15 protein-coding genes are annotated in these 19,535 nt (G+C 45.6%); 12 read left to right on the forward strand and 3 right to left on the reverse strand.

Features of this window, described 5'->3' with window-relative positions; all coding sequences use genetic code 11:
• Positions 1-3 precede the first annotated feature (3 nt).
• The 8 genes from L4D05_RS10210 (at position 4) to araD (ending at position 8,317) form a co-directional block, all read left to right on the forward strand.
• Positions 4-1,350, forward strand: coding sequence for an extracellular solute-binding protein (locus tag L4D05_RS10210; RefSeq protein ID WP_428793876.1), 1,347 nt, complete (start codon positions 4-6; stop codon positions 1,348-1,350).
• Between the two features lie 92 nt (positions 1,351-1,442).
• Positions 1,443-2,363, forward strand: coding sequence for a carbohydrate ABC transporter permease (locus L4D05_RS10215; protein WP_428793877.1), 921 nt, complete (start codon positions 1,443-1,445; stop codon positions 2,361-2,363).
• The gene (locus tag L4D05_RS10220; RefSeq protein ID WP_428793878.1) at positions 2,360-3,232 is read left to right on the forward strand and encodes a carbohydrate ABC transporter permease; all 873 of its coding nucleotides are present in this window, start codon (positions 2,360-2,362) and stop codon (positions 3,230-3,232) included. Before L4D05_RS10215 ends, L4D05_RS10220 begins: the two co-directional genes overlap by 4 nt.
• A 36-nt stretch (positions 3,233-3,268) precedes the next feature.
• On the forward strand, positions 3,269-4,399 hold the full coding sequence (locus tag L4D05_RS10225) for a lactonase family protein (protein ID WP_428793879.1): 1,131 nt from the start codon (positions 3,269-3,271) through the stop codon (positions 4,397-4,399).
• A 170-nt stretch (positions 4,400-4,569) separates the two neighbouring features.
• A complete protein-coding gene (locus L4D05_RS10230; RefSeq protein ID WP_428793880.1) occupies positions 4,570-6,099 on the forward strand; it encodes an FGGY-family carbohydrate kinase in 1,530 nt (509 codons plus the stop codon).
• Positions 6,096-6,761: a 3-dehydro-L-gulonate-6-phosphate decarboxylase gene (locus L4D05_RS10235; RefSeq protein WP_428793881.1), complete on the forward strand. Its 666-nt coding sequence runs from the start codon at positions 6,096-6,098 to the stop codon at positions 6,759-6,761. The genes L4D05_RS10230 and L4D05_RS10235 overlap by 4 nt, the downstream gene beginning before the upstream one ends.
• Complete coding sequence (locus L4D05_RS10240) at positions 6,748-7,626, forward strand: L-ribulose-5-phosphate 3-epimerase (RefSeq protein ID WP_428793882.1); 879 nt, start codon at positions 6,748-6,750, stop codon at positions 7,624-7,626. Before L4D05_RS10235 ends, L4D05_RS10240 begins: the two co-directional genes overlap by 14 nt.
• Positions 7,619-8,317 (forward strand): L-ribulose-5-phosphate 4-epimerase, encoded by a 699-nt coding sequence (gene araD, locus L4D05_RS10245; RefSeq protein WP_428793883.1) that lies wholly within the window; start codon positions 7,619-7,621, stop codon positions 8,315-8,317. The genes L4D05_RS10240 and araD overlap by 8 nt, the downstream gene beginning before the upstream one ends.
• 457 nt (positions 8,318-8,774) lie before the next feature.
• On the opposite strand, the gene L4D05_RS10250 is transcribed toward araD, so the two are convergent.
• Complete coding sequence (locus L4D05_RS10250; protein ID WP_428793884.1) at positions 8,775-10,646, reverse strand: fructose-specific PTS transporter subunit EIIC; 1,872 nt, start codon at positions 10,644-10,646, stop codon at positions 8,775-8,777.
• 217 nt (positions 10,647-10,863) lie between these two features.
• On the opposite strand from L4D05_RS10250, the gene L4D05_RS10255 reads away from it, so the two are divergent.
• Complete coding sequence (locus L4D05_RS10255; protein WP_428793885.1) at positions 10,864-11,166, forward strand: PTS fructose transporter subunit IIB; 303 nt, start codon at positions 10,864-10,866, stop codon at positions 11,164-11,166.
• 9 nt (positions 11,167-11,175) lie between these two features.
• Positions 11,176-11,952, forward strand: coding sequence for a PTS sugar transporter subunit IIA (locus L4D05_RS10260; protein WP_428793886.1), 777 nt, complete (start codon positions 11,176-11,178; stop codon positions 11,950-11,952).
• A 4-nt stretch (positions 11,953-11,956) separates the two neighbouring features.
• Here L4D05_RS10260 and L4D05_RS10265 read toward each other — a convergent pair whose 3' ends face one another.
• Positions 11,957-12,796, reverse strand: a complete 840-nt coding sequence (locus tag L4D05_RS10265) for a helix-turn-helix transcriptional regulator (RefSeq protein WP_428793887.1) — start codon at positions 12,794-12,796, stop codon at positions 11,957-11,959.
• A 379-nt stretch (positions 12,797-13,175) separates the two neighbouring features.
• Here L4D05_RS10265 and L4D05_RS10270 point away from each other — a divergent pair, with 379 nt between their 5' ends.
• Positions 13,176-15,080, forward strand: coding sequence for a PTS fructose transporter subunit IIABC (locus L4D05_RS10270; protein WP_428793888.1), 1,905 nt, complete (start codon positions 13,176-13,178; stop codon positions 15,078-15,080).
• Positions 15,081-15,155: 75 nt separating this feature from the next.
• Positions 15,156-16,373 (forward strand): mannose-6-phosphate isomerase, class I, encoded by a 1,218-nt coding sequence (manA, locus tag L4D05_RS10275; protein WP_428793889.1) that lies wholly within the window; start codon positions 15,156-15,158, stop codon positions 16,371-16,373.
• A gap of 43 nt (positions 16,374-16,416) precedes the next feature.
• Here the strand turns inward: manA and L4D05_RS10280 are convergent, their stop codons facing one another.
• The gene (locus L4D05_RS10280; protein ID WP_428793890.1) at positions 16,417-19,527 is read right to left on the reverse strand and encodes a multidrug efflux RND transporter permease subunit; all 3,111 of its coding nucleotides are present in this window, start codon (positions 19,525-19,527) and stop codon (positions 16,417-16,419) included.
• Positions 19,528-19,535: the final 8 nt, after the last annotated feature.

Here is a 19,535-nt window from a genome sequence, read left to right on the forward strand (position 1 = left end):
AAAATGATTACGAACATTAAAAAGGTATTTACCCAGTCAACGATCACAGTGCTAGCACTGAGCACGGTGGCATCTTTGTCGCATGCAAGTCCATACGACAAATATAAAAACACAACTTTGGTAGTTAATTTCCCTGCACACCCTCATTATAATTCGGTCATGAAGGTTCTGCCTGAGTTTACTAAAGAAACAGGTATTAAAGTTGAGGTCGACCAACTTCAATACCTAAGAATGCGTGAGAAGCAAACCCTAGAATTAACGAAACGTAAAGGTGACTATGACCTAATCGCGTATGTCGTCTTCTCAAAGGCGGACTATGTATACGCCGATCAACTAGAAAACCTTGCCAAATACTTTATGAATCCAAAGTTGGCTGATCCGAATTTTGACGCGGAAGACCTCATCGATGGTTATGTCGAGAATGTTGGTGTTGTTGGTGGTAAAAAAGGCTACCTAAAAGGGCCTACGAGCTCCTTATTTGGGCTACCTTATGGCTCTGAAACTTCAATTTTAGGGTACAGAAAAGACATTTTTGAAAAGCACAATTTAGAAGTTCCGACCAACTACAAAGAGCTGTTGTCCCTCGCCTGTGAAATTCCTAAATTAGAACCTGGTATGGGCGGTTTAGCATCTCGTGCGGCTTCAGGCCACCACGCTTCACACGCGTTTCTGCTTCACCTAGCACCTTTAGGGGGACGTATTTTTGATGACCAATGGAAACCAATCGTCAACAACGCTCAAGGTATTGAAGCAGCTAACGCATTGAAAACTATTGTAGACTGTGGCGCTGAAGGCGCGCAAACATTCGGTTTCGCAGAGGCTGGTACGTCCTTCTTACAAGGCCAGTCTGCAATGTTCCTCGATTCTACGGTTTTCGCAGGTCAAGTGAATGATCCAAGCAAGTCTAAAGTGGTCGGTAAAATCGGTTGGGCGCCACACCCAATGGGCGTCCGTAGAGGGTCGCAAACTGGTGGCTTTGGTATCGGTATTCCGAAAAATGCGCAACACAAAGAAGCGGCATTTTTGCTGATGCAGTGGCTTACGTCTAAGAAAGCAGACAAGCTCGTTGCTTTGGCCGGAGGAAACCCTTCTCGTTACTCTACGCATTTTGATAAAGACGTAAACACAAAATTCCCTCACATGGCAGTATTTGGTGAAGCATTGAAAGACGCTGACCCAGATTGGCGTCCAATTATCCCAGTTTGGGGGAAAATTAATGCTGATTTAGGGACTACCTTATCGAAAGTACTAACTGAAGATCTGGATATCCAAGACGCACTTGATGGCGTTGCTGAGCGTGCAGAAAAAATAATGGCTGATGCTGGCTATTATTCTTGGGACGAAAAGTAATTAACCTCTAATAATAAATATTAGTTAAATAGGAAACAATCTCGCGCTGATGTATTTGGGCGAGATAATCTAACTATAAATCGGTATTCCAAATGAAAGCTATTAATATTAATCGCATAACTCCTTATGTATTCTTGGCTCCTGCCTGCATTTTCTTAATATTTGGTCTTCTATACCCAATTTTATATATGATGTATGCAAGTTTCCTAGCTTGGAACCCAAGCCAGTTAATTAGTGAAGCAGATTGGGTCGGTCTCAAGAATTATTTTGACTTATTTCAAGATGCATCATTCCGTGAGTCTCTAGGAGTCACTTTAAAATTTGCTAGCGTTATCGTTTTTTTAGAAGTTGTACTTGGTGTAGGTCTGGCGTTATTACTTGATCGAAACATTCGCGGGATGTCTATATTGAGAACAATATTTATTTTACCAATGATGATTGCTCCGATAGTTGTTGGATTGATGTGGCGCTACATGTACCACCCAACGATCGGTATTTTTAATCGCACGTTAAACGCGTTAGGCTTTGAATCCATACCTTGGCTTTCGGATTCCGATTGGGCATTGTCGTCGATCATCATTGCGGATATTTGGCAGTGGACACCCTTTATTTTCATCCTTTCGCTTGCTGCCTTGCAGTCTCTGCCTAAATCGACCCTAGAAGCCGCCAGAATTGATGGCGCGACACAATGGCAACAAGTTGTCTACATCAAGATTCCTCTGATGATGCCCGTACTTATCGTAACTTTGTTACTTCGATTGATCGATGCATTTAAGGTACTTGAGGTCATTTTGGTCATGACCAATGGTGGTCCTGGTTTATCAACTGAAATTCTTTCACTCAGGATTTCCCGCACAGCCTCTGAGTTTAGAGAGCTTGGAGAAGCAGCGGCTATGTCCAATATGCTTCTTGTGGTGCTGTTGGTGTTAACGCTCACTATGTTCATTTACAACCGGATAAATGAAAAACGAATCGAGAAGCTAGCGATTACTAAAAAGGATGAAGAAGAATGAGCAACTCTAATGAAAATAAACAAAACCCAGCGTTCTACGCTTTAATTGTAGCGCTAATTGTGATGTCACTCGGCCCAATTATGTTGATGGTGATAACGTCACTAAAATTGAACGTTGACATCATGAGTGACACTAGCAGCCTGTTCTTCACACCCACGCTTAAAAACTATGAGACCGTCTTGTGTGATGTGTTGTGGTATACACCGGAACACGTCGATTTTTGTAGTCCAACGTTCACTCGTTCTCTGGGGAATTCCATTTTTATTGCAATAGTGTCAACTATCATCACCTTGACTATTGGCTGTATGGCGGCCTACGCGTTGGTTCGTTTCAAGTTCATGGGTAGAAGCACTGTGTCCCTAACGACTTTGATGATGCGTATGGTACCGCCAGCGGTGTTGTTAGTGCCTGTATTCGGTATTTGGACGTTCGACTACGGTTTGGACGGGACATTCAGTGGCATCATTTTACTGTATGTAGCTATGAACCTGCCGTTCGTAATATGGATTTTACAGAGTTTTATTGTCCAAGTGCCATTGCCCTTGGAAGAAGCGGCTAAGGTCGATGGTGCTAGACCTATGCAAATCTTTTTTTTGGTGGTGTTACCCATCATTAAACCGGGATTAGCTGCTGCCGCGATCTTCACATTCAGAATCGCTTGGAACGAGTTCTTATTAGCGAACGCGTTGTTACAACGTGATACTCGGACAGTACCCGTAACCATCGTTAACTCTTTGACAGAGTATGATATTGATTGGGGCGTCATTATGGCAACAGGTATGTTGTTGGCGGTTCCTCCCATCATATTCACGTTCATAGCATCAAAACAAATTATCACTGGGATGACTGCTGGTGCGGTCAAAGGTTAACAGATTCATTTTATCAACAGCTATTTAGGTGTACACATGAATTTAGAGAAAGATTATCAACTAGTGATTGGAACATACAGTGATATCGATGCGTTGGCTCACCAGCCGTATTCCCCGAAACCGGGGGCGGGTATGTACTGCGCCACATTAACAAAGAGTGGCCAGCTTATCGTCAACAGCTCCGTGGTGTCCCTTAACCCTGCCGTGCTGATTCCGGGCTCAGATAAGAAATACTTATACGCGATTTTGGAAACGATCAGAGAGAACGGCTCTATTGTTCAATATGAAGTCCAAGCTGATGGAAGCTTGACTGAGTTATCCTCTTTTCAGGCGAACGGAAAATCAACCTGTTACTTATCTTTTTCCCCAAATAATGACGCCGCGATCGTCATTAACTATTGGGATGCCATCATCGACGTCGTCGATGTAGACGAACGCGGTCGTCTCGGAGAAGTCTTGCAAAGCTTCAAGCAGTATTATCGACATGAATCAGAGTGGCGACAAGTACAAGACCGTGAAGATCATTGGGGTCATCGACAAGTTGGCCCGCACGCACACTGTGCACACTTTTGGCATGAGTGGGTGTTCATACCTGATCTCGGGGAGAATGCAGTGTTCCAATATCGCTGGAATCCAGAAACACGTCAGCTGACGCGTGACACTTGGATTGAGTTTGAACCCAGTTCAGGGCCCAGGCACATGGTAATGCATCCAGATTTAGATATTTGTTATGTCTCTAATGAGCTATTCAATACAGTTTGTGTCGCTCAGTTAGACAGTACTGCCCCGTCAGAGGTCAAATCACGCCTAATCCCAATTCAATATGAATCGACTTTGGATAACCACGATCAAATCAGTTATGTCTCAGAGATTAAATTGTCTCCAGATGCGAAATTCCTTTATGTCTCTAATCGTGGAGATAACTCAATTGCAGTGTTCAAAGTGCTGCAAGATGGAAAGTTAAAGCGTATTGATATCACCTCAACGCAAGGAAAATTCCCTCGTCACTTCGCGATTTCTCCTTGTGGGAAAGCGGCTATCATTTCTAACCAAGATACTGGGAACGTGATCGTATTTTCTAGAAACGTAGAGACAGGTTTGATTAAGATGACAGATGAAATCATCGAAGTCCCTGCGCCTAACTATATCCGCTTTTTGGAATTGTGAGGTTTTCGTTTAACTGTATAAGCGGCGATGCATAACGGGTTTGTATCGCTCCACACGGATGTCGCATCGGCAATGAGATATGTGACATTGTGACACCAGGGGAAGAGCTAAATACGATGCTGATTCTCTTGCGATGTGACGATTGTAAATAAAGTATATGGATGTGGATCATGAACTATTGGATAGGCATTGATTGTGGAGGTACGTATTTAAAAGCGGGTATCTACAATCAAAAAGGGCAAGAAATTGGTGTGTCTCGCTGCTCTCTTGAACTTATTTCTGAGCATTCAGGTTGGGTTGAGAGAGACACTGCGCAGCTGTGGGCGTCTACCTGCGCAGTGATTAAGCAAGCTATCGAGGATACTCAAATTAACCCGGCACAAATTAACGGTGTTGGAATTTCGGCTCAAGGTAAAGGGGCATTCTTGCTAGATAAGCAAGACAAACCCATGGAACGCGCGGTGCTTTCTGCGGATCAACGTGCAATTGATGTAGTGAAAAGATGGCAGCAGGAGGGCATACCGCAAACGATTCATCCGAAAACGAGACAAACCCTGTGGACGGGACACCCCGTGTCGATTCTACGATGGTTTAAAGAATCGTTGCCTGAACAATACTACCAAATAGGAACGATATTCATGAGTCATGATTATCTTAGGTGGTGTTTAACAGGGGTGAAGCACTGCGAAATTACAAATATATCCGAATCTAATCTCTATAATTTCGAAACGGGTCAGTACGATCATGATCTCGCAGAGCTGCTGGGTATCCCTGAAATATTTGATGCACTCCCCCCTATAATTGGTGCAACAGACGTTGCAGGTGTAGTGAATGAAGTCGCCTCCCAATTAACGGGTCTTCAGGTCGGCACGCCCGTCGTTGGTGGTGTTTTTGATGTGGTATCGACCACCATTTGCTCTGGTGTTCGAGATTCGCGGGCATTGAACTTAACGATGGGTACTTGGTCGGTAACCACAGGTGTCACGGATCGCTTGATTGAGATCAGTGACCCATATGTTAAGCCACATGTGTTTGGACACCATGCGCAAAAGGGGCAATACATTACCCACGATGCGAGCCCTACTTCTTCTGGTAATTTAGAATGGTTCACCGAGTTGTTTGTTGATCAAGACTTCATAGAAATAAATCGCTCAATCAGTGTATTGCCAAAGGTCAGTTCATCAGTCTTATTCGCCCCATTTTTGTATGGTTCAAATGCTGGGTTGGGTGTCAAAAGCGGCCTATATGGTGTCCAGTCACTTCATACTAAGCCACAAATATATCAGGCTATTTATGAGGGAGTTGTCTTTAGCCACCTGTATCACCTTGATCATGTTCGTCGCCTGTACTCAAACCTAGAGTATCTAGTTGTGTGTGGTGGGCCTACCCGTTCGAAAGAATGGATGCAGATTCTAGCAGACGCTAGCGGACTTCCTGTTGTACTACCCAAAATTGAAGAGACGGGCTGCTTTGGCGCTGCGATTGTCGCAATGGTTGGCAGCGGTGTTTATGACTCTGTTGATCAGGCCTTGGAGGGAATGAGTATCGACCACGATAAGATTCTACCTGACCATGATGCGTTTATTCTTTATCAAGTTAAAAAGGAAAAGTATCGTGTGTACGTTGAATCTCTAAGCCAACTTGAAACTGCATTAAGCACAGTAACTTCTGGTGAATCACGGTTGGAGAAAGAATTATGATACCTAAGCTGCAGGTCGCTTTGGATGTTACTACTGAAGCAGAGGCTCTCCGAGCGGCACAGACGTTAGCACCGTTCGTTGATGTGTTGGAAGCAGGAACCTTGATTTGTTTTGCGGAAGGTATATCTGTCGTGCGTGCATTGCACTCCCAGCATCCTACTAAGCCACTCGTTGTAGATATGAAGTTAGCCGATGCCGGAAACGATCTTGGTGAAATAGCGTTTAGTGCAGGCGGCTCGTTACTCACTGTCATATGTGCCGCGCCAATTGCAACGATGGAAAGTGCTTTGCAAGTTGCCAATAAATACAAGGGCGACATTCAAATAGAATTATTCGGTGACTGGACATTCGATCAAGCGAAAGAGTGGCGCAAGGTTGGGATATCTCAAGCGATCTATCACCTAGGAAGAGACGCTCAAGCGAAAGGCCAATCTTGGTCGCAAGAAGACCTTGATTGGTTGGAACGCATGTGTAATTTAGGATTCAAAATGTCGGTGACCGGGGGGCTCACTAAAGATATGTTACCAATGTTTGCCCATTTACCTATCGACACTTTTATTGCTGGCAGAACGTTGCTTGATGCTCCTGATCCACAACAAGCTGCTATTTCATTTAAAGAAACATTGACTTCACTCTGGGGAGTAAAGAATGACATACGTTAACGCCTCACGCACTCATCCTATTGGTATTTATGAGAAAGCATTACCAAAACATCTGAATTGGCCCGAGAGGCTTGCGCTTGCCAAGTCCTGTGGCTTCGACTTTGTTGAGATGTCCATTGATGAAAGCGATGATAGGTTAGCTCGGTTGGATTGGGCTAAGGAAGAACGTAAAGCCCTAGTCAACGCTATCATTGAAACTGGTATTCATGTGCCATCGATGTGTTTGTCGGGCCATCGCCGGTTTCCTTTTGGTAGTCACGATACTGCGACGCGTCAGCGTGCCTACTCAATTATGGAGAAAGCCATCACACTCGCTCAGGATCTTGGTATTAGAACGATCCAGTTAGCAGGCTATGACGTTTATTACGAGACACCGGATGACGAGACACTTACACGCTTCGAGCATGGCTTAAAGTGGGCGGTTGATTTAGCAGCTAAATCTCAGGTGATGCTAGCGGTTGAAATCATGGATACGCCATTTATAAACTCAATTACTAAATGGAAAACATGGCAAGAAAAGATCGATTCGCCTTGGTTTACCGTGTACCCAGATGTTGGGAATTTATCCGCATGGGGCAACGACGTCACCGCTGAATTGACATTGGGTATTAATCAAATTGTAGCCCTTCATCTCAAAGATACTTGTGCGGTTACAGATACGTGTGAGGGCCAATTCAGAGACGTTCCGTTTGGTGAGGGTTGTGTTAATTTTGTCCAAGTTTTCAAAACGCTCAAGTCGTTGAATTACCGCGGTAGCTTTTTAATTGAAATGTGGACGGAGAAGGCAGACGAGCCGGTGGCTGAGCTGATTAATGCCCGTCGTTGGATTGAAAACAAAATGGAACAAGGAGGCTGGAATGTATAAGCGACTCAAAGAGGAAGTTCTTAAAGCTAATCTTGCTCTTCCAAAACATGGGCTAGTAACGTTCACTTGGGGGAATGTCAGTGCCGTGGATCGCGAACGAGGTGTGATGGCTATCAAACCCTCTGGAGTTGAATATGAAGTGATGCGGGCAAATGACATTGTTGTAGTCGATCTTGAAACTGGTATGGTGGTAGAAGGACACAAAAAACCCTCATCTGATACGCCAACTCATCTTTGCTTGTATCGTGCTTTCAATGAGATAGGCGGTATTGTTCATACGCATTCTCGACATGCCACCATTTGGTCGCAAGCGGGACTTGATATTCCGGCTTGGGGTACCACCCATGCAGATTACTTTTACGGTTCTATCCCTTGCACACGTCCTATATCGACAGAAGAAATACAAAGTGAATATGAATGGGAAACTGGTGAAGTGATCGTTGAGACGTTTACCGATCGTCGAATTGACCCCAACAAAATGCCAGCTGTATTAGTTAATGCTCACGCGCCGTTTGTGTGGGGAAAGGATGCTTCAACTGCAGTCCACAATGCCGTGGTGCTTGAAGAGGTGGCGTACATGGGACTATTTTCACGACAGTTGTCACCTAACCTTGGTTCAATGCCACAATCGCTGTTAGATAAACATTACCTACGTAAGCATGGGTCGGGGGCCTATTATGGTCAATCCTGATAAGGAGTTGATCAAATAGGGGGGCAACACATTTATGAGTGAACCGATCTCGCCATTATTACTGTGCACTTGCCAGTCAGTGTTTTTGAGTATAAATGCCGATGTATATCCAAAGATCGTCAAGTACCGTTGATCCGAATCCCACATGTGTTTTTTGGTCAATGCTCAAGATGACTGTCAATTTATCGAAGCCAAAAAGGAAATTTGACTCCAGAAAGGACAAATTCGACAAGCAGAAGAAGAAAAGGATATTCTAAAAAAGGCTGCAAGTTTGGACTTGGGTACTTTCGATAAGTATCCCGTAATAGTATGATTTTTCACTCGCCCTAACTCTACTTTGGATAAAACGACGTGATTTACCTCTTAGCCACAAAACGGCTCTAAATAAAGGCCTCAAAGGTAACCTCACAACTTAGGGCAATATAGATAGACTACTGCCGAGCAAAAAATAAGTCACTTACCGTCTTGTGTGGAGTAATCCAACGGCATTAAGAATGGCGTCTTTCGTGCATACATCCACAACCTTAATGTTCTTAAATCGCTCAGGCTCTTGAATGGCGACATCATGCGCCAATATCACCATTCTTGCGTGCTCTACATCTTTCGCTGTTAGCCAATTATTCACCCCATCCGCGCCTTGCGTCTCGACTTTAATTTTGACGCCCATTGAGTAAGCCGCTTTTTCTAATGACTTAGCGGCCAAAAAGGTATGAGCGACACCCGACGGACACGCCGTCACAGCCAACACTTCCGCCTGTCCTTCCCCTTTCACAGAGCGATAAGAACGAACCAATTCACTTTCATTATCATCTTGTTCAGAGATGGTTTTCTTTAATGCAATAACGATACAGGCGGTAGTGAGCGCGCCTAACAATGTTCCTATGATGTAGCCAAGCTTTCCATCCACAACAGGTAAAACAATCCACCCTCCCCAAGGCGCATGATTAACAACGTGAAACATAAAGCCCGTCACGTTGCCCACAATGCCACCAGCAACAATGGCTGGTAACACGCGAGCAGGATCAGACGCGGCAAAAGGTATCGCGCCTTCACTAATCCCTATCATTCCCATAATACCTGCGGCTTTTCCCGCTTCACGCTCATCTCGCTTAAATTTATTGGGCGATAAAAACGTTGCGAGAGCTAAGCCAAGCGGGGGCGTACAAATGGCGATGCCTACCCCACCCATCAACCAAGGCTGGGTATTGACTTGGGTTTGAGCAAACAAGGTTGCCACTTTATTTATCGGGCCTCCCATATCAAACGACGTCATGGCGCCTAAGATGGCACCTAGCGCAATCTTCCCCGATCCTGCCATGCTGGTTAGCCAATCATTCATCACGAACATGGCAGTGGCAATAGGTGAGCCAATCACCCACATAACCATCCCACAAGTGACAAAGGTGCCAACGAGTGGATAAATAAAGATTGAATTGAGTGAACTCATGCTATCCGGTAGCTTTATTTTTTTGAGTAATTGCACCACAAAGCCAGCAAAGAACCCCACCACAATCGCGCCGAGAAAACCCGTACTGTATTGGTTGACCGCCACCCATGAACCAATCATGCCGGGAGCAAGGCCTGGTTTATCGGCAATGGAGTAAGCAATGTAACCGCCCAGTATCGCGGTAAATAAGGTCAGCCCTGCAATCCCCATCTGTGCGATGTCTGCCAATACCCCACTTTCAGGTACACCGCCATGACCGGACATCATCACAGACAACGACAACAATACCCCTCCCGCAACAATAAAAGGGATCATATGTGACGTGCCAAACAGCAAGTGTTCTTTAATGTGGGCAACGCGAAGTTTCCACGGACTTAACGGGGTATGATTGGATTCAGATAAATCATTTTGATAGGCGTATACAGGCGGTTGTTGGATGTCGGTCAGTAACTTTCTGGCTTGCTCGGTATTTTCTGCGGCTTTAAGCTTATCAACAAACCCCTCTTCGATGAGTTTACTAGAAAGCTGCGCTAAAACTTCAATATGATGGTGATCACCGCCATCAGGCGAGGCCAGCATAAAGAAAACATCGGAAAGTTCACCATCTTCAGCACCATAGTCAATCCCGGTACGGCTAATACCCACCGCAACCGCAGGCTGAGCAACCGCATCACTTTTTGCATGAGGGATGGCGACACCATCTTCAAAGCCAGTATTGCCTATCGCTTCACGCTTCCACAAATCCGTAAGAAACTGATCTTTGTCTGCCAATTTTCCCGCAGCGGAGAGTAACTCCACTAGTTCTTTAAGCGCGTCTTCTTTGGTTTTTGCCTTAAGATCTAAGCAGATCGTGTCTAGCCCAATAAGATGAGTAATATCCATTGTTTCTTCCTTGCCTATTCCTACCCTGAAATGATCACGCTTGAACATAGATTAATCAGCCTCCATACCCTTAGATATAGGACGGAAAAGTCATTAACTGGATTATTGTAACAGTCCAACCAAACTGTGACGCTTGTCTTTCAATTGTGGCTGCTAAATTAATTAATCCCCGTCACACTGTGCTAATATCCGCAAAAATCACCCGCGGAGATAAACCGTGAAAATTGTCGCTGTCACCGCCTGCCCGACAGGCATTGCACACACTTATATGGCCGCTGATGCATTGGTCAAAGCGGCGCCTAAGCATAACGTGCAGATCAAAGTCGAAACGCAAGGCGCAATGGGGATCGAAAACTTGCTCTCCGCTCACGATATCGCACAGGCCGATAAAGTCCTCATCGTATCTGACATTGATGTCGACCAACAGTCTCGTTTTGAAGGGGCAAACACGGTTCGAATTTCCATTGAAGACGTGTTACTTAATGTCGACAAAGTCTTTCTTGTTCACTGCCGCCGGTAAACCATTAAGATGAACGAATATCAGATCACTTTTCTTGTCGACAGCACAGAAGCCAATGTGCTCGCAGCCCAGCCTTTACGTACTCTGGCCAGAAAATTCAAATCGACTATTCACATCATTAATATTACTCAAAACCGCTCAGCGGATCTGACTCGCTCTCTCGCCATGCTTCAAGCTGGCTTAAATCAAGGCGACTTATGTCAGATTACCGCGATTGGTATTGATGCTGAACTCACCTGTTTTGTGCTCAAAGACATCATCGCCGAACATTACACTCTCATTGGCTCTTGCATCAATTATGAATTCTCTAGCCAACTCGCAGAGCGCCTGCCACAACTTTGTCCACCGAGCGATACTCAATGGCATTATGCCAAAGCGCATACGGTGCTCACTAAGTTCGAATGCCTAAAAGGGCTGGCACACCTGATCTACCCAGATGATCCCGATGAGCTCATTCTTGCCTTTATCAAACGTGAAGAGCGTTCATCCACCTGTGTCACACCAGGTATCGCCCTGCCCCATGTGATGTTTGAGGATATTGATCACATCGCCATCGCTGTCATTGCCAGTGATACTCCTATTGATTGGACATCAAAGATGGGACATGTCAACCTAGCAATAGCACTGGTGATGCCAAAAACGCCTAACCGAGAACAGATTATCGCCGCCACAAACCTGACACGAAACTTATTGTGCGATCAAATTTCAGAGCGCCTTTTAACAACTCGAAGTCGTGTCGATTTACAGGCGCTATTAATGTACTTCATGTCTCGGCTACTACCTTAAGATCCTAAATTGAACCTCGATATTCCGTTGGCGTTTTGCCTGTTCTGTTTTTAAAAACACGGCAAAAGTAATTCACATCTTTAAAGCCACAACGTACCGACACTTCATTGAGCTTGAAATTGTACTTCTTGAGCATGAACTTGGCTCGGTCAATACGGACCCAAGTGATGTAGTCTGCCAACGTCATATGCCCTTGCTGACGAAACATACGCGATAAATGATTAGCAGAGAGACTAAAACGGGCGGCGATGCTATCACGGGTGATTTGTCTGTGGAAATTCTCTTGAATATAGATACAAATGCCCTGATACAAATCTTGAACACGGCTATGTGATTTCTCCTCTGGCGCATCCAACATGCTCTTACTGTACTGAAGTAACGCTTGCAGCAATAACTCATCCATTGGCTGTTTGTGGCTTTCACGCGCTAAAGAACTCAGCGCCTCTAATATGTTATCGATCGCGAATCCAGAGCGGGTTTGTAGGCTGTGTTTTTGAATATCATAAAAATTTGCCTCCCCTTTACGCTTACTGACCAAACTAAGTCCCAGCTGTCTGCGGCCAAATAGCATACTCAGTACCGAGCAATTCGTATCCCAATCCGGCTTATTCCAGCAGTTTGGCGGAATAAAAATCGCATCCCCTGCTTTAGCAACGATATTCGTCACCTTGCGTTCGTAGCTTTCCATTTCGTTGATATATTCACCGTCTAACACCAACTCTAAACGAGGGAAGTTCACCTGATAGCTAAACGCTGGTGGCGTATGAAAGTCGCCTGCAAACCAGATGTGATGAAACGGTTCTCGCTCACTTAATACCGATGAGATTAAATCATGAAATATCATTGTTCGAACTCTTTGCACGTAGCATTAGTGCTATAAGCATAGATATACCCTTAAGTGAAATATTGTGCTATTGAGCAAAATCACAATTATCAAACTAGGTTACAATAATCCAGTTAAAGCGATAAATTTACAGTCCACTATCAGTATATACCGAACCAAAAAATATTCTCACAATCAATATAAATACCTAATAAGTATATTGATTTCTCCACTTCTCTTTGTCATACCAGTGGTTTTTTAAATACCACAGCCGATCAAAATCACACTCCAACCACAACGCAACAATCTTCCAGTGAATGCATTTTTTCTTCACTACAGAAAACGACTTACACGTTTCAAAATACCCCTAACAAAACAATAAATAGATTAGGGGTTCATTATGATCACGAAACTGATCAATCAAGATTTGATTAAGCTGTCGCTTGAAGCTGATTCAAAAGAAGCCGTGTTTAAAGAGTTGATAGAGGTACTTCATGCACAAGGACGTATCTCAGACAAAGCACAATTTCTTGCCGACATTAAAGCGCGAGAAGCACTAGGTAACACCGGCTTTGAAGACGGGATCGCGCTGCCACACGCAAAAAGCGCCGCAGTTATCGAGCCTGCGGTTGTCATTGGCGTTCATAAGACGGGAATTGAATACGGTGCCGACGACGGTCAACCATCAAAGCTATTCTTCATGATCGCCTCCCCTGATGGTGGTGATAACCACCATATTGAAGTGCTCGCCGAGCTCTCTTCCAAATTGATTGAAGAGGGGTTTATTGAAAACTTCCTCAATGCCGATTCACCACAATCTGCACTGAATTTATTATTAGAAAAACCTCAGGCGTCCATCCCAGAAACCAACACCGAGAAGCAAGGCTTCATCATTGGCGTGACTGGCTGCCCTGCAGGCGTGGCCCATACCTACCTCGCAGCAGAAGCCCTTGAAAAAGGCGCGCTAGCATTGGGTTACGACATCAAAGTCGAGACCAACGGCTCAATTGGCGTGAAGAACAGCCCAAGCCAAGCTGAGATTGAACGCGCAGATGCAATTGTTGTCGCATGTGATAAGCAAGTGGACATGGCACGATTTGCCGGTAAGCGCGTCATCGAAACTAACGTAAAAGCCCCGATTCGCGACGCACAAGGTTTGATAGAGAAAGCCTTGAACGCCCCTATTTATCAAACACAGCAGTCCACATCCCATCAATCTGTTGCCGGCAAAGCTTCTCAGGCGCGGTCGGATCTTTACCGATACTTGATGAATGGCGTCTCTCATATGATCCCATTTGTGGTCACGGGTGGGTTGTTAATTGCGCTTGCACTTGCTATTGGCGGAGAGCCAACAGAAGCGGGCATGGCTATCCCTGCTGGCAGCATGTGGAACCAAATTCTTGAAGTCGGCGTGGTTGCCTTCACCTTAATGATCCCAATTCTTGCCGGCTACATCGCTTATGCCATTGCTGACCGCCCTGCGCTCACCCCTGGCTTAATTGGCGGTTGGATTGCGAACAATGGTTCTTTCTACGGCGCTGACGCTGGCACAGGATTCATCGGTGCCATCATTGCAGGCCTATTAGTGGGCTACTTCGTCAAGTGGATCGTTTCGTTTAACTACCACAAATTTGTTCAACCACTTGTCCCTATCATGATTGCTCCTATCACGGGTTCGCTTTTCATCGCAGGTCTTTTTATCTTCGTGATCGGCGCGCCTATTGCAGGGTTAATGGACGGATTGACTGCGCTATTAACCAGCATGAGCACAGGTAACGTGGTTCTGCTCGGTATCGTTCTTGGTGGAATGGCGGGCTTTGATATGGGTGGCCCATTCAACAAAGTGGCGTTCCTATTCTCTGTTGGCATGATTGCCAGCGGTCAAACCCAGTTCATGGGTGCAATGGCGTGTGCCATTCCTGTTGCCCCGCTCGGTATGGCCATAGCCACCACGCTTGGACGTAAATTTGACCTGTTTGAATCCTCTGAAATTGAAGCAGGTAAAGCGGCAGGTGCAATGGGACTGGTTGGTATCTCTGAAGGCGCAATTCCGTTTGCCGCTCAAGATCCAATGTCCGTGATTCCAGCCAATGTGCTTGGTTCCATGGTTGCGGCTGTCATGGCCTTCTCTTTTGGCATCACCAACAGCGTGGCGCATGGCGGCCCAGTTGTGGCTTTACTCGGGGCAATGAACTTCCCATTGCTTGCGTTGCTATGCATGGCAACAGGTGCAGGTGTGACAGCAGTAACGTGTATCGCACTTAAAAACCTACGCAAAGCAAAACTAACGGCAGCGACCGCGTAAGCCTCCCCTTCCTACCAATACCATGGCATGAGCGGATTATTCGTTCATGCCATGTTTCAATTCATGGTGATTTTGATGTCTGATTTTTCTATCGCTGATCATGTCGTAATACAACGTATTTTCTATCCAATGACCAACGTCATTCAAAACTATGCGTGGGGTAGCCCATCGTCATTTGGGCTCCTATTTGGCACACCGAATCCATCCGGTGAACCACAAGCCGAAATATGGATGGGTGCACACCCAAATGGCTGCTCGACGGTTATGTCTAACAATCAAGAGACGAAACTATCGAGTCTAATTTCTCAGGATTCAAGCCTATTTTTGAGCGAAAGCATTGCTAACCGTTTCGGTGAACTGCCTTATCTATTCAAAGTACTCGCCGCGGAAAAAGCACTATCCGTTCAGGTTCACCCTAATAAGCAGCAGGCTGAGCAAGGTTACGCACTTGAAGAGCAACGAGGGGTGCCGCTAACCGCAGGGAACAGAAACTACAAAGACGCCAATCACAAACCAGAACTGGTTTATGCACTTACTGACTACACCGCAATGAATGGATTTAGACCCATCTCCGATATTCTTAAACATTTCATGTCCCTCGACATTGCTGAGCTCAATTCATTGGTTAACGATTTATCAGGTGATCCAACACCAAACGGACTGTCTGCCTTTTTCTCTGGCCTTCTTTCGCTGCAAGGCGAACAGAAAGAAGCTGCGCTGATGAAGCTGTTAATGAAAACTCAGCGGGAAAATGGTCCCGTTTTCGCTTTAATCGCCGAACTAGAACAGCAATACCCCGGTGATGTTGGGCTATTCACACCACTATTACTCAATGTCGTTACCTTACAGCCAGGGCAAGCGATGTATCTAGATGCCGAAACCCCACACGCATACATTAAGGGGACGGGGCTAGAAATTATGGCGAATTCCGATAATGTACTGCGCGCTGGCTTAACGCCAAAGTTCATGGATGTGAATGAACTCGTCTCCTGCACCCGTTTTGATGAAAAGCCCGCTGACCACTTGTTACTGGCTCCAACAGCGATAAACGGCGTACTGGAGTACCCTATTCCCGTGGAGGATTTCAATTTCGCCATTGTGCAACACTCTCAGCAACGTCAAATCAAAACGAAAGGGGCCGAAATTCTTCTGCCACTCGATGAAGCCATGACATTAAGCCATCAAAGCGGTGAAACCTGTGTAATAAACAAAGGGCATTCGGTATTTATCCCTGCCTATGCCGATAATTACACCATTCATTGTTCCGGTCGGGTTGCCCGCGCTTACAGCTAACCATCAGATCAAAATGGGCCCTGCTTTTACAGGACCCATTTTTTTAGTTATCTTTTGCTTTAAAGCGCTTCATAGAAGTCAGTTTACTCACCAATATGAACGCTATTGGAACGTAGATCAGGATAAGAACGGTACCACTAATCATTCCTCCCAGTACCCCCGTACCGAGTGAATTTTGTATCTCTGAACTCGGCCCGGACGCCAACACAAGCGGAATAATTCCGCATGTGAATGCAAGCGAGGTCATGATGATTGGGCGCAACCTAAGCTTCGCGGCAAGGCTGATTGCTTCAATAACGTTTAAGCCCTTCACAACCTGCTGTTGAGCGAACTCTATCATAAGAATCGCGTTCTTAGCCGTTAAGCCGATAATGGACACCAGCCCTACTTTAAAGAACACATCATTAGGCAACCCCGTTGCCAACATTGCTGCCACGGCGCCAAGAATACCTAATGGCGTTGCAACGATTACCGCCAATGGGATAGACCAGCTCTCATATAGCGCCGCCAAAACGAGAAAGATAACCAGCATTGAGAACACCAACAATACATTGGTTTGTGCTTCAGCTTGTCGCTCCTGTCTTGATAGCCCTGTCCACTCTATTTGTGTGGGTGACGAAAGACCTTTAACAATGCTCTCGAGCTCTTTCATAACCTCACCACTTGAATAGCCTTGTTTTGGCATCACTGAAACCGCGACTGCGGGCGAACCATTAAAGCGTTTCAATTGAAGCGGGGTATCCTTCCATACCGTACTCACAAACTCAGACAAATACGCAGTACCACCTTTGTTATTTTTGACTGACATCTTGAGGATGTCTTTCATGTCCATACGGTTCTCAGCTTGAGACTGAACAATCACTTTTTGCATTCTTCCTTTGTTTGGGAAGTCATTTACATACGTGGATCCTAATGCCGTAGTGAGCGTTTGGCTGATGTCGGTAAAAGACACCCCTTGCGCGCGCGCTTTCTCTCTATCAATCAAGAGCTCAATACCCGTGGTATCGGGGATAGCTTCAAAATAGGCACTATCAATTTTCTTATTTGCATTAGCGTTACGTAAGAACTCCGCTTTTACTTTCTGGAATGTCTCACGATCGGCATTACTTTTATCAAGTAACTGTAGCGAAATGTTTGATGAGTTACCTAATCCATCAATGGCTGGGGGTAGCATACTGAACGCTTCCCCTTCCTTAACGTTGTCCATCATGTAAATGTTGAATTTTTCTAGTGTGTCTCGTATATCCACGCCTTCTCTATGTTGCCAATCTTTGAGTGTCGTTACCATAAAGGCAGAGGCCGAACCCGAACCGCTAAAGCTGAAGCCTAGAATGGTCATTACATCCCGAACTTCTTCTTGCTCTTGTAGATAGTTTTCAGCTAGCGTAATGACCTGCTTTGTACGCTCCTGTGTTGCATTAGACGGCAGCTGTATCGAGGTAAAGAAGTACCCTTGATCTTCATTTGGTAAGAAGGTGCTTGGGATTTTATTAAATCCCCAAAAGCAAGCCGCGATAAGCAAAACATAAGTGAGCGCTATACGCCCTACTCGACCAGAAAGCTTGGTTGTCCATGTTTGGTATCGATCGCCAACAAACTCAAACGAACGGTTGAACCATCCAAAGAACCCCGTTTTCGCGTGATGGTCGGGACCAATCGGTTTCAGCAACGTGGCACACAAAGCCGGTGTCAGACACAAAGCCAAGAATGCAGAAAACAAGATGGCAGTCGCCATCGTAATAGAGAATTGCTGGTAGATGGTACCAACAGAGCCCGCAGCAAACGCGATAGGCAGATACACCGCAGACAGTACACCTGTAACGCCTATAACTGCGCCCGTGATCTCTTTCATGGCCTTAATCGTCGCTTCTCGAGGTGGTAACCCCTCTTTCGCCATGATTCGTTCTACGTTCTCCACCACGATGATCGCGTCATCCACGATTATCCCTATAACCAACACCATGCCGAACATCGTAAAGACGTTCACTGAGAATCCTATGGCATACATCACAGCCAACGTACCCAATAACGCAATTGGTGCCACGATAGCCGGTATTAAGGTATAAATAACCCGTTGTAAGAACAGATACATAACAAGAAATACTAGCAGCATCGCTTCAGCAAGCGTCACGACTACTTTCTTGATAGAAATCTTAGCGAATGGCGCTGAATCCGAAGTGATTTTGTAATCCATTCCGGCAGGCATTACCTGTTTGGCGCTCTCCATATATGCCCGGATGGCGTCAGACGTCAACACCGCGTTGGCGTTAGGGAACAGCTTGATCGCGAGTGACGTTGACTCCTGTCCATCGTTACGGTTAGCGTACTTGTAACTCTCTCGGCCTAGCTCAACTCTCGCCACGTCTTTCAACAACAGTTGGCTACCATTAATGCCAGATCTAAGCACGATGCTCTCGAACTCTTCTGGAGTTTCAAGCTGACCTTTAGCAAAGAGTGATGCCACCGTCATCTTACCCGCCACGGTCGGAGAGTCGCCCACTTTACCAGTGGCTATCTGAACGTTTTGATCAGCGATTGCTGTGGTGACATCAGACATTGTAAGGTTGTAACCAGTGAGCTTGTTGGTGTCTACCCAGATACGCATAGCGTACTCAGAACCGTAGACCTCGACACGCCCCACACCGTCAACACGCTTTAGGTTTTCAACCATATTGCGAATCATATAGTCGTTTAACGCCGCTTCGTCATATCGGCCATTAGGCGAAATCAAGTTGATGTACATCAGTGTATTGGAAGCCGAACTCTCAACAATCACCCCATTATTACGCACAGCTTGAGGAAGACGCGGCTCTATGGCCTTCATCTTGTTCTGTATCTCAACCTGTGCCAATTGTGGATCGGTACCACGCTTGAATGTCACGGTGATAGACGCGCTTCCATTCGAATCTGACGCTGACTCGTAGTAAAGCAAATCCTTAACACCAGAGATCTCCCTCTCAATGAGAGATATCACGTTGTCGTTCATTGTCTTCGGTGTCGCGCCCTCATAAGTCAAATACAAGGCGACTTTAGGTGGTGCCACGGTAGGAAAACGTTCAACACCAAGGTTAGGGATCGCAATCAATCCTGCAATAGAGATGAGTATGGCTATCACCCATGCAAAGATGGGCCTGTATATAAAGAATTTTGACATTAGGATTT

The organism is Vibrio nomapromontoriensis (assembly GCF_050337205.1).
GTDB lineage: Bacteria > Pseudomonadota > Gammaproteobacteria > Enterobacterales > Vibrionaceae > Vibrio > Vibrio nomapromontoriensis.

Coding starts and splice junctions, on each gene's coding strand:
- L4D05_RS10225 (WP_428793879.1), top strand. CDS start 3,269: ATGAATTTAGAGAAAGATTATCAACTAGTGATTGGAACATACAGTGAT.
- L4D05_RS10230 (WP_428793880.1), top strand. CDS start 4,570: ATGAACTATTGGATAGGCATTGATTGTGGAGGTACGTATTTAAAAGCG.
- manA (WP_428793889.1), top strand. CDS start 15,156: ATGTCTGATTTTTCTATCGCTGATCATGTCGTAATACAACGTATTTTC.
- L4D05_RS10280 (WP_428793890.1), bottom strand. CDS start 19,527: ATGTCAAAATTCTTTATATACAGGCCCATCTTTGCATGGGTGATAGCC.
- L4D05_RS10265 (WP_428793887.1), bottom strand. CDS start 12,796: ATGATATTTCATGATTTAATCTCATCGGTATTAAGTGAGCGAGAACCG.
- L4D05_RS10215 (WP_428793877.1), top strand. CDS start 1,443: ATGAAAGCTATTAATATTAATCGCATAACTCCTTATGTATTCTTGGCT.
- L4D05_RS10240 (WP_428793882.1), top strand. CDS start 6,748: ATGACATACGTTAACGCCTCACGCACTCATCCTATTGGTATTTATGAG.
- L4D05_RS10270 (WP_428793888.1), top strand. CDS start 13,176: ATGATCACGAAACTGATCAATCAAGATTTGATTAAGCTGTCGCTTGAA.
- L4D05_RS10250 (WP_428793884.1), bottom strand. CDS start 10,646: ATGGATATTACTCATCTTATTGGGCTAGACACGATCTGCTTAGATCTT.
- L4D05_RS10235 (WP_428793881.1), top strand. CDS start 6,096: ATGATACCTAAGCTGCAGGTCGCTTTGGATGTTACTACTGAAGCAGAG.
- L4D05_RS10220 (WP_428793878.1), top strand. CDS start 2,360: ATGAGCAACTCTAATGAAAATAAACAAAACCCAGCGTTCTACGCTTTA.
- araD (WP_428793883.1), top strand. CDS start 7,619: ATGTATAAGCGACTCAAAGAGGAAGTTCTTAAAGCTAATCTTGCTCTT.
- L4D05_RS10210 (WP_428793876.1), top strand. CDS start 4: ATGATTACGAACATTAAAAAGGTATTTACCCAGTCAACGATCACAGTG.
- L4D05_RS10260 (WP_428793886.1), top strand. CDS start 11,176: ATGAACGAATATCAGATCACTTTTCTTGTCGACAGCACAGAAGCCAAT.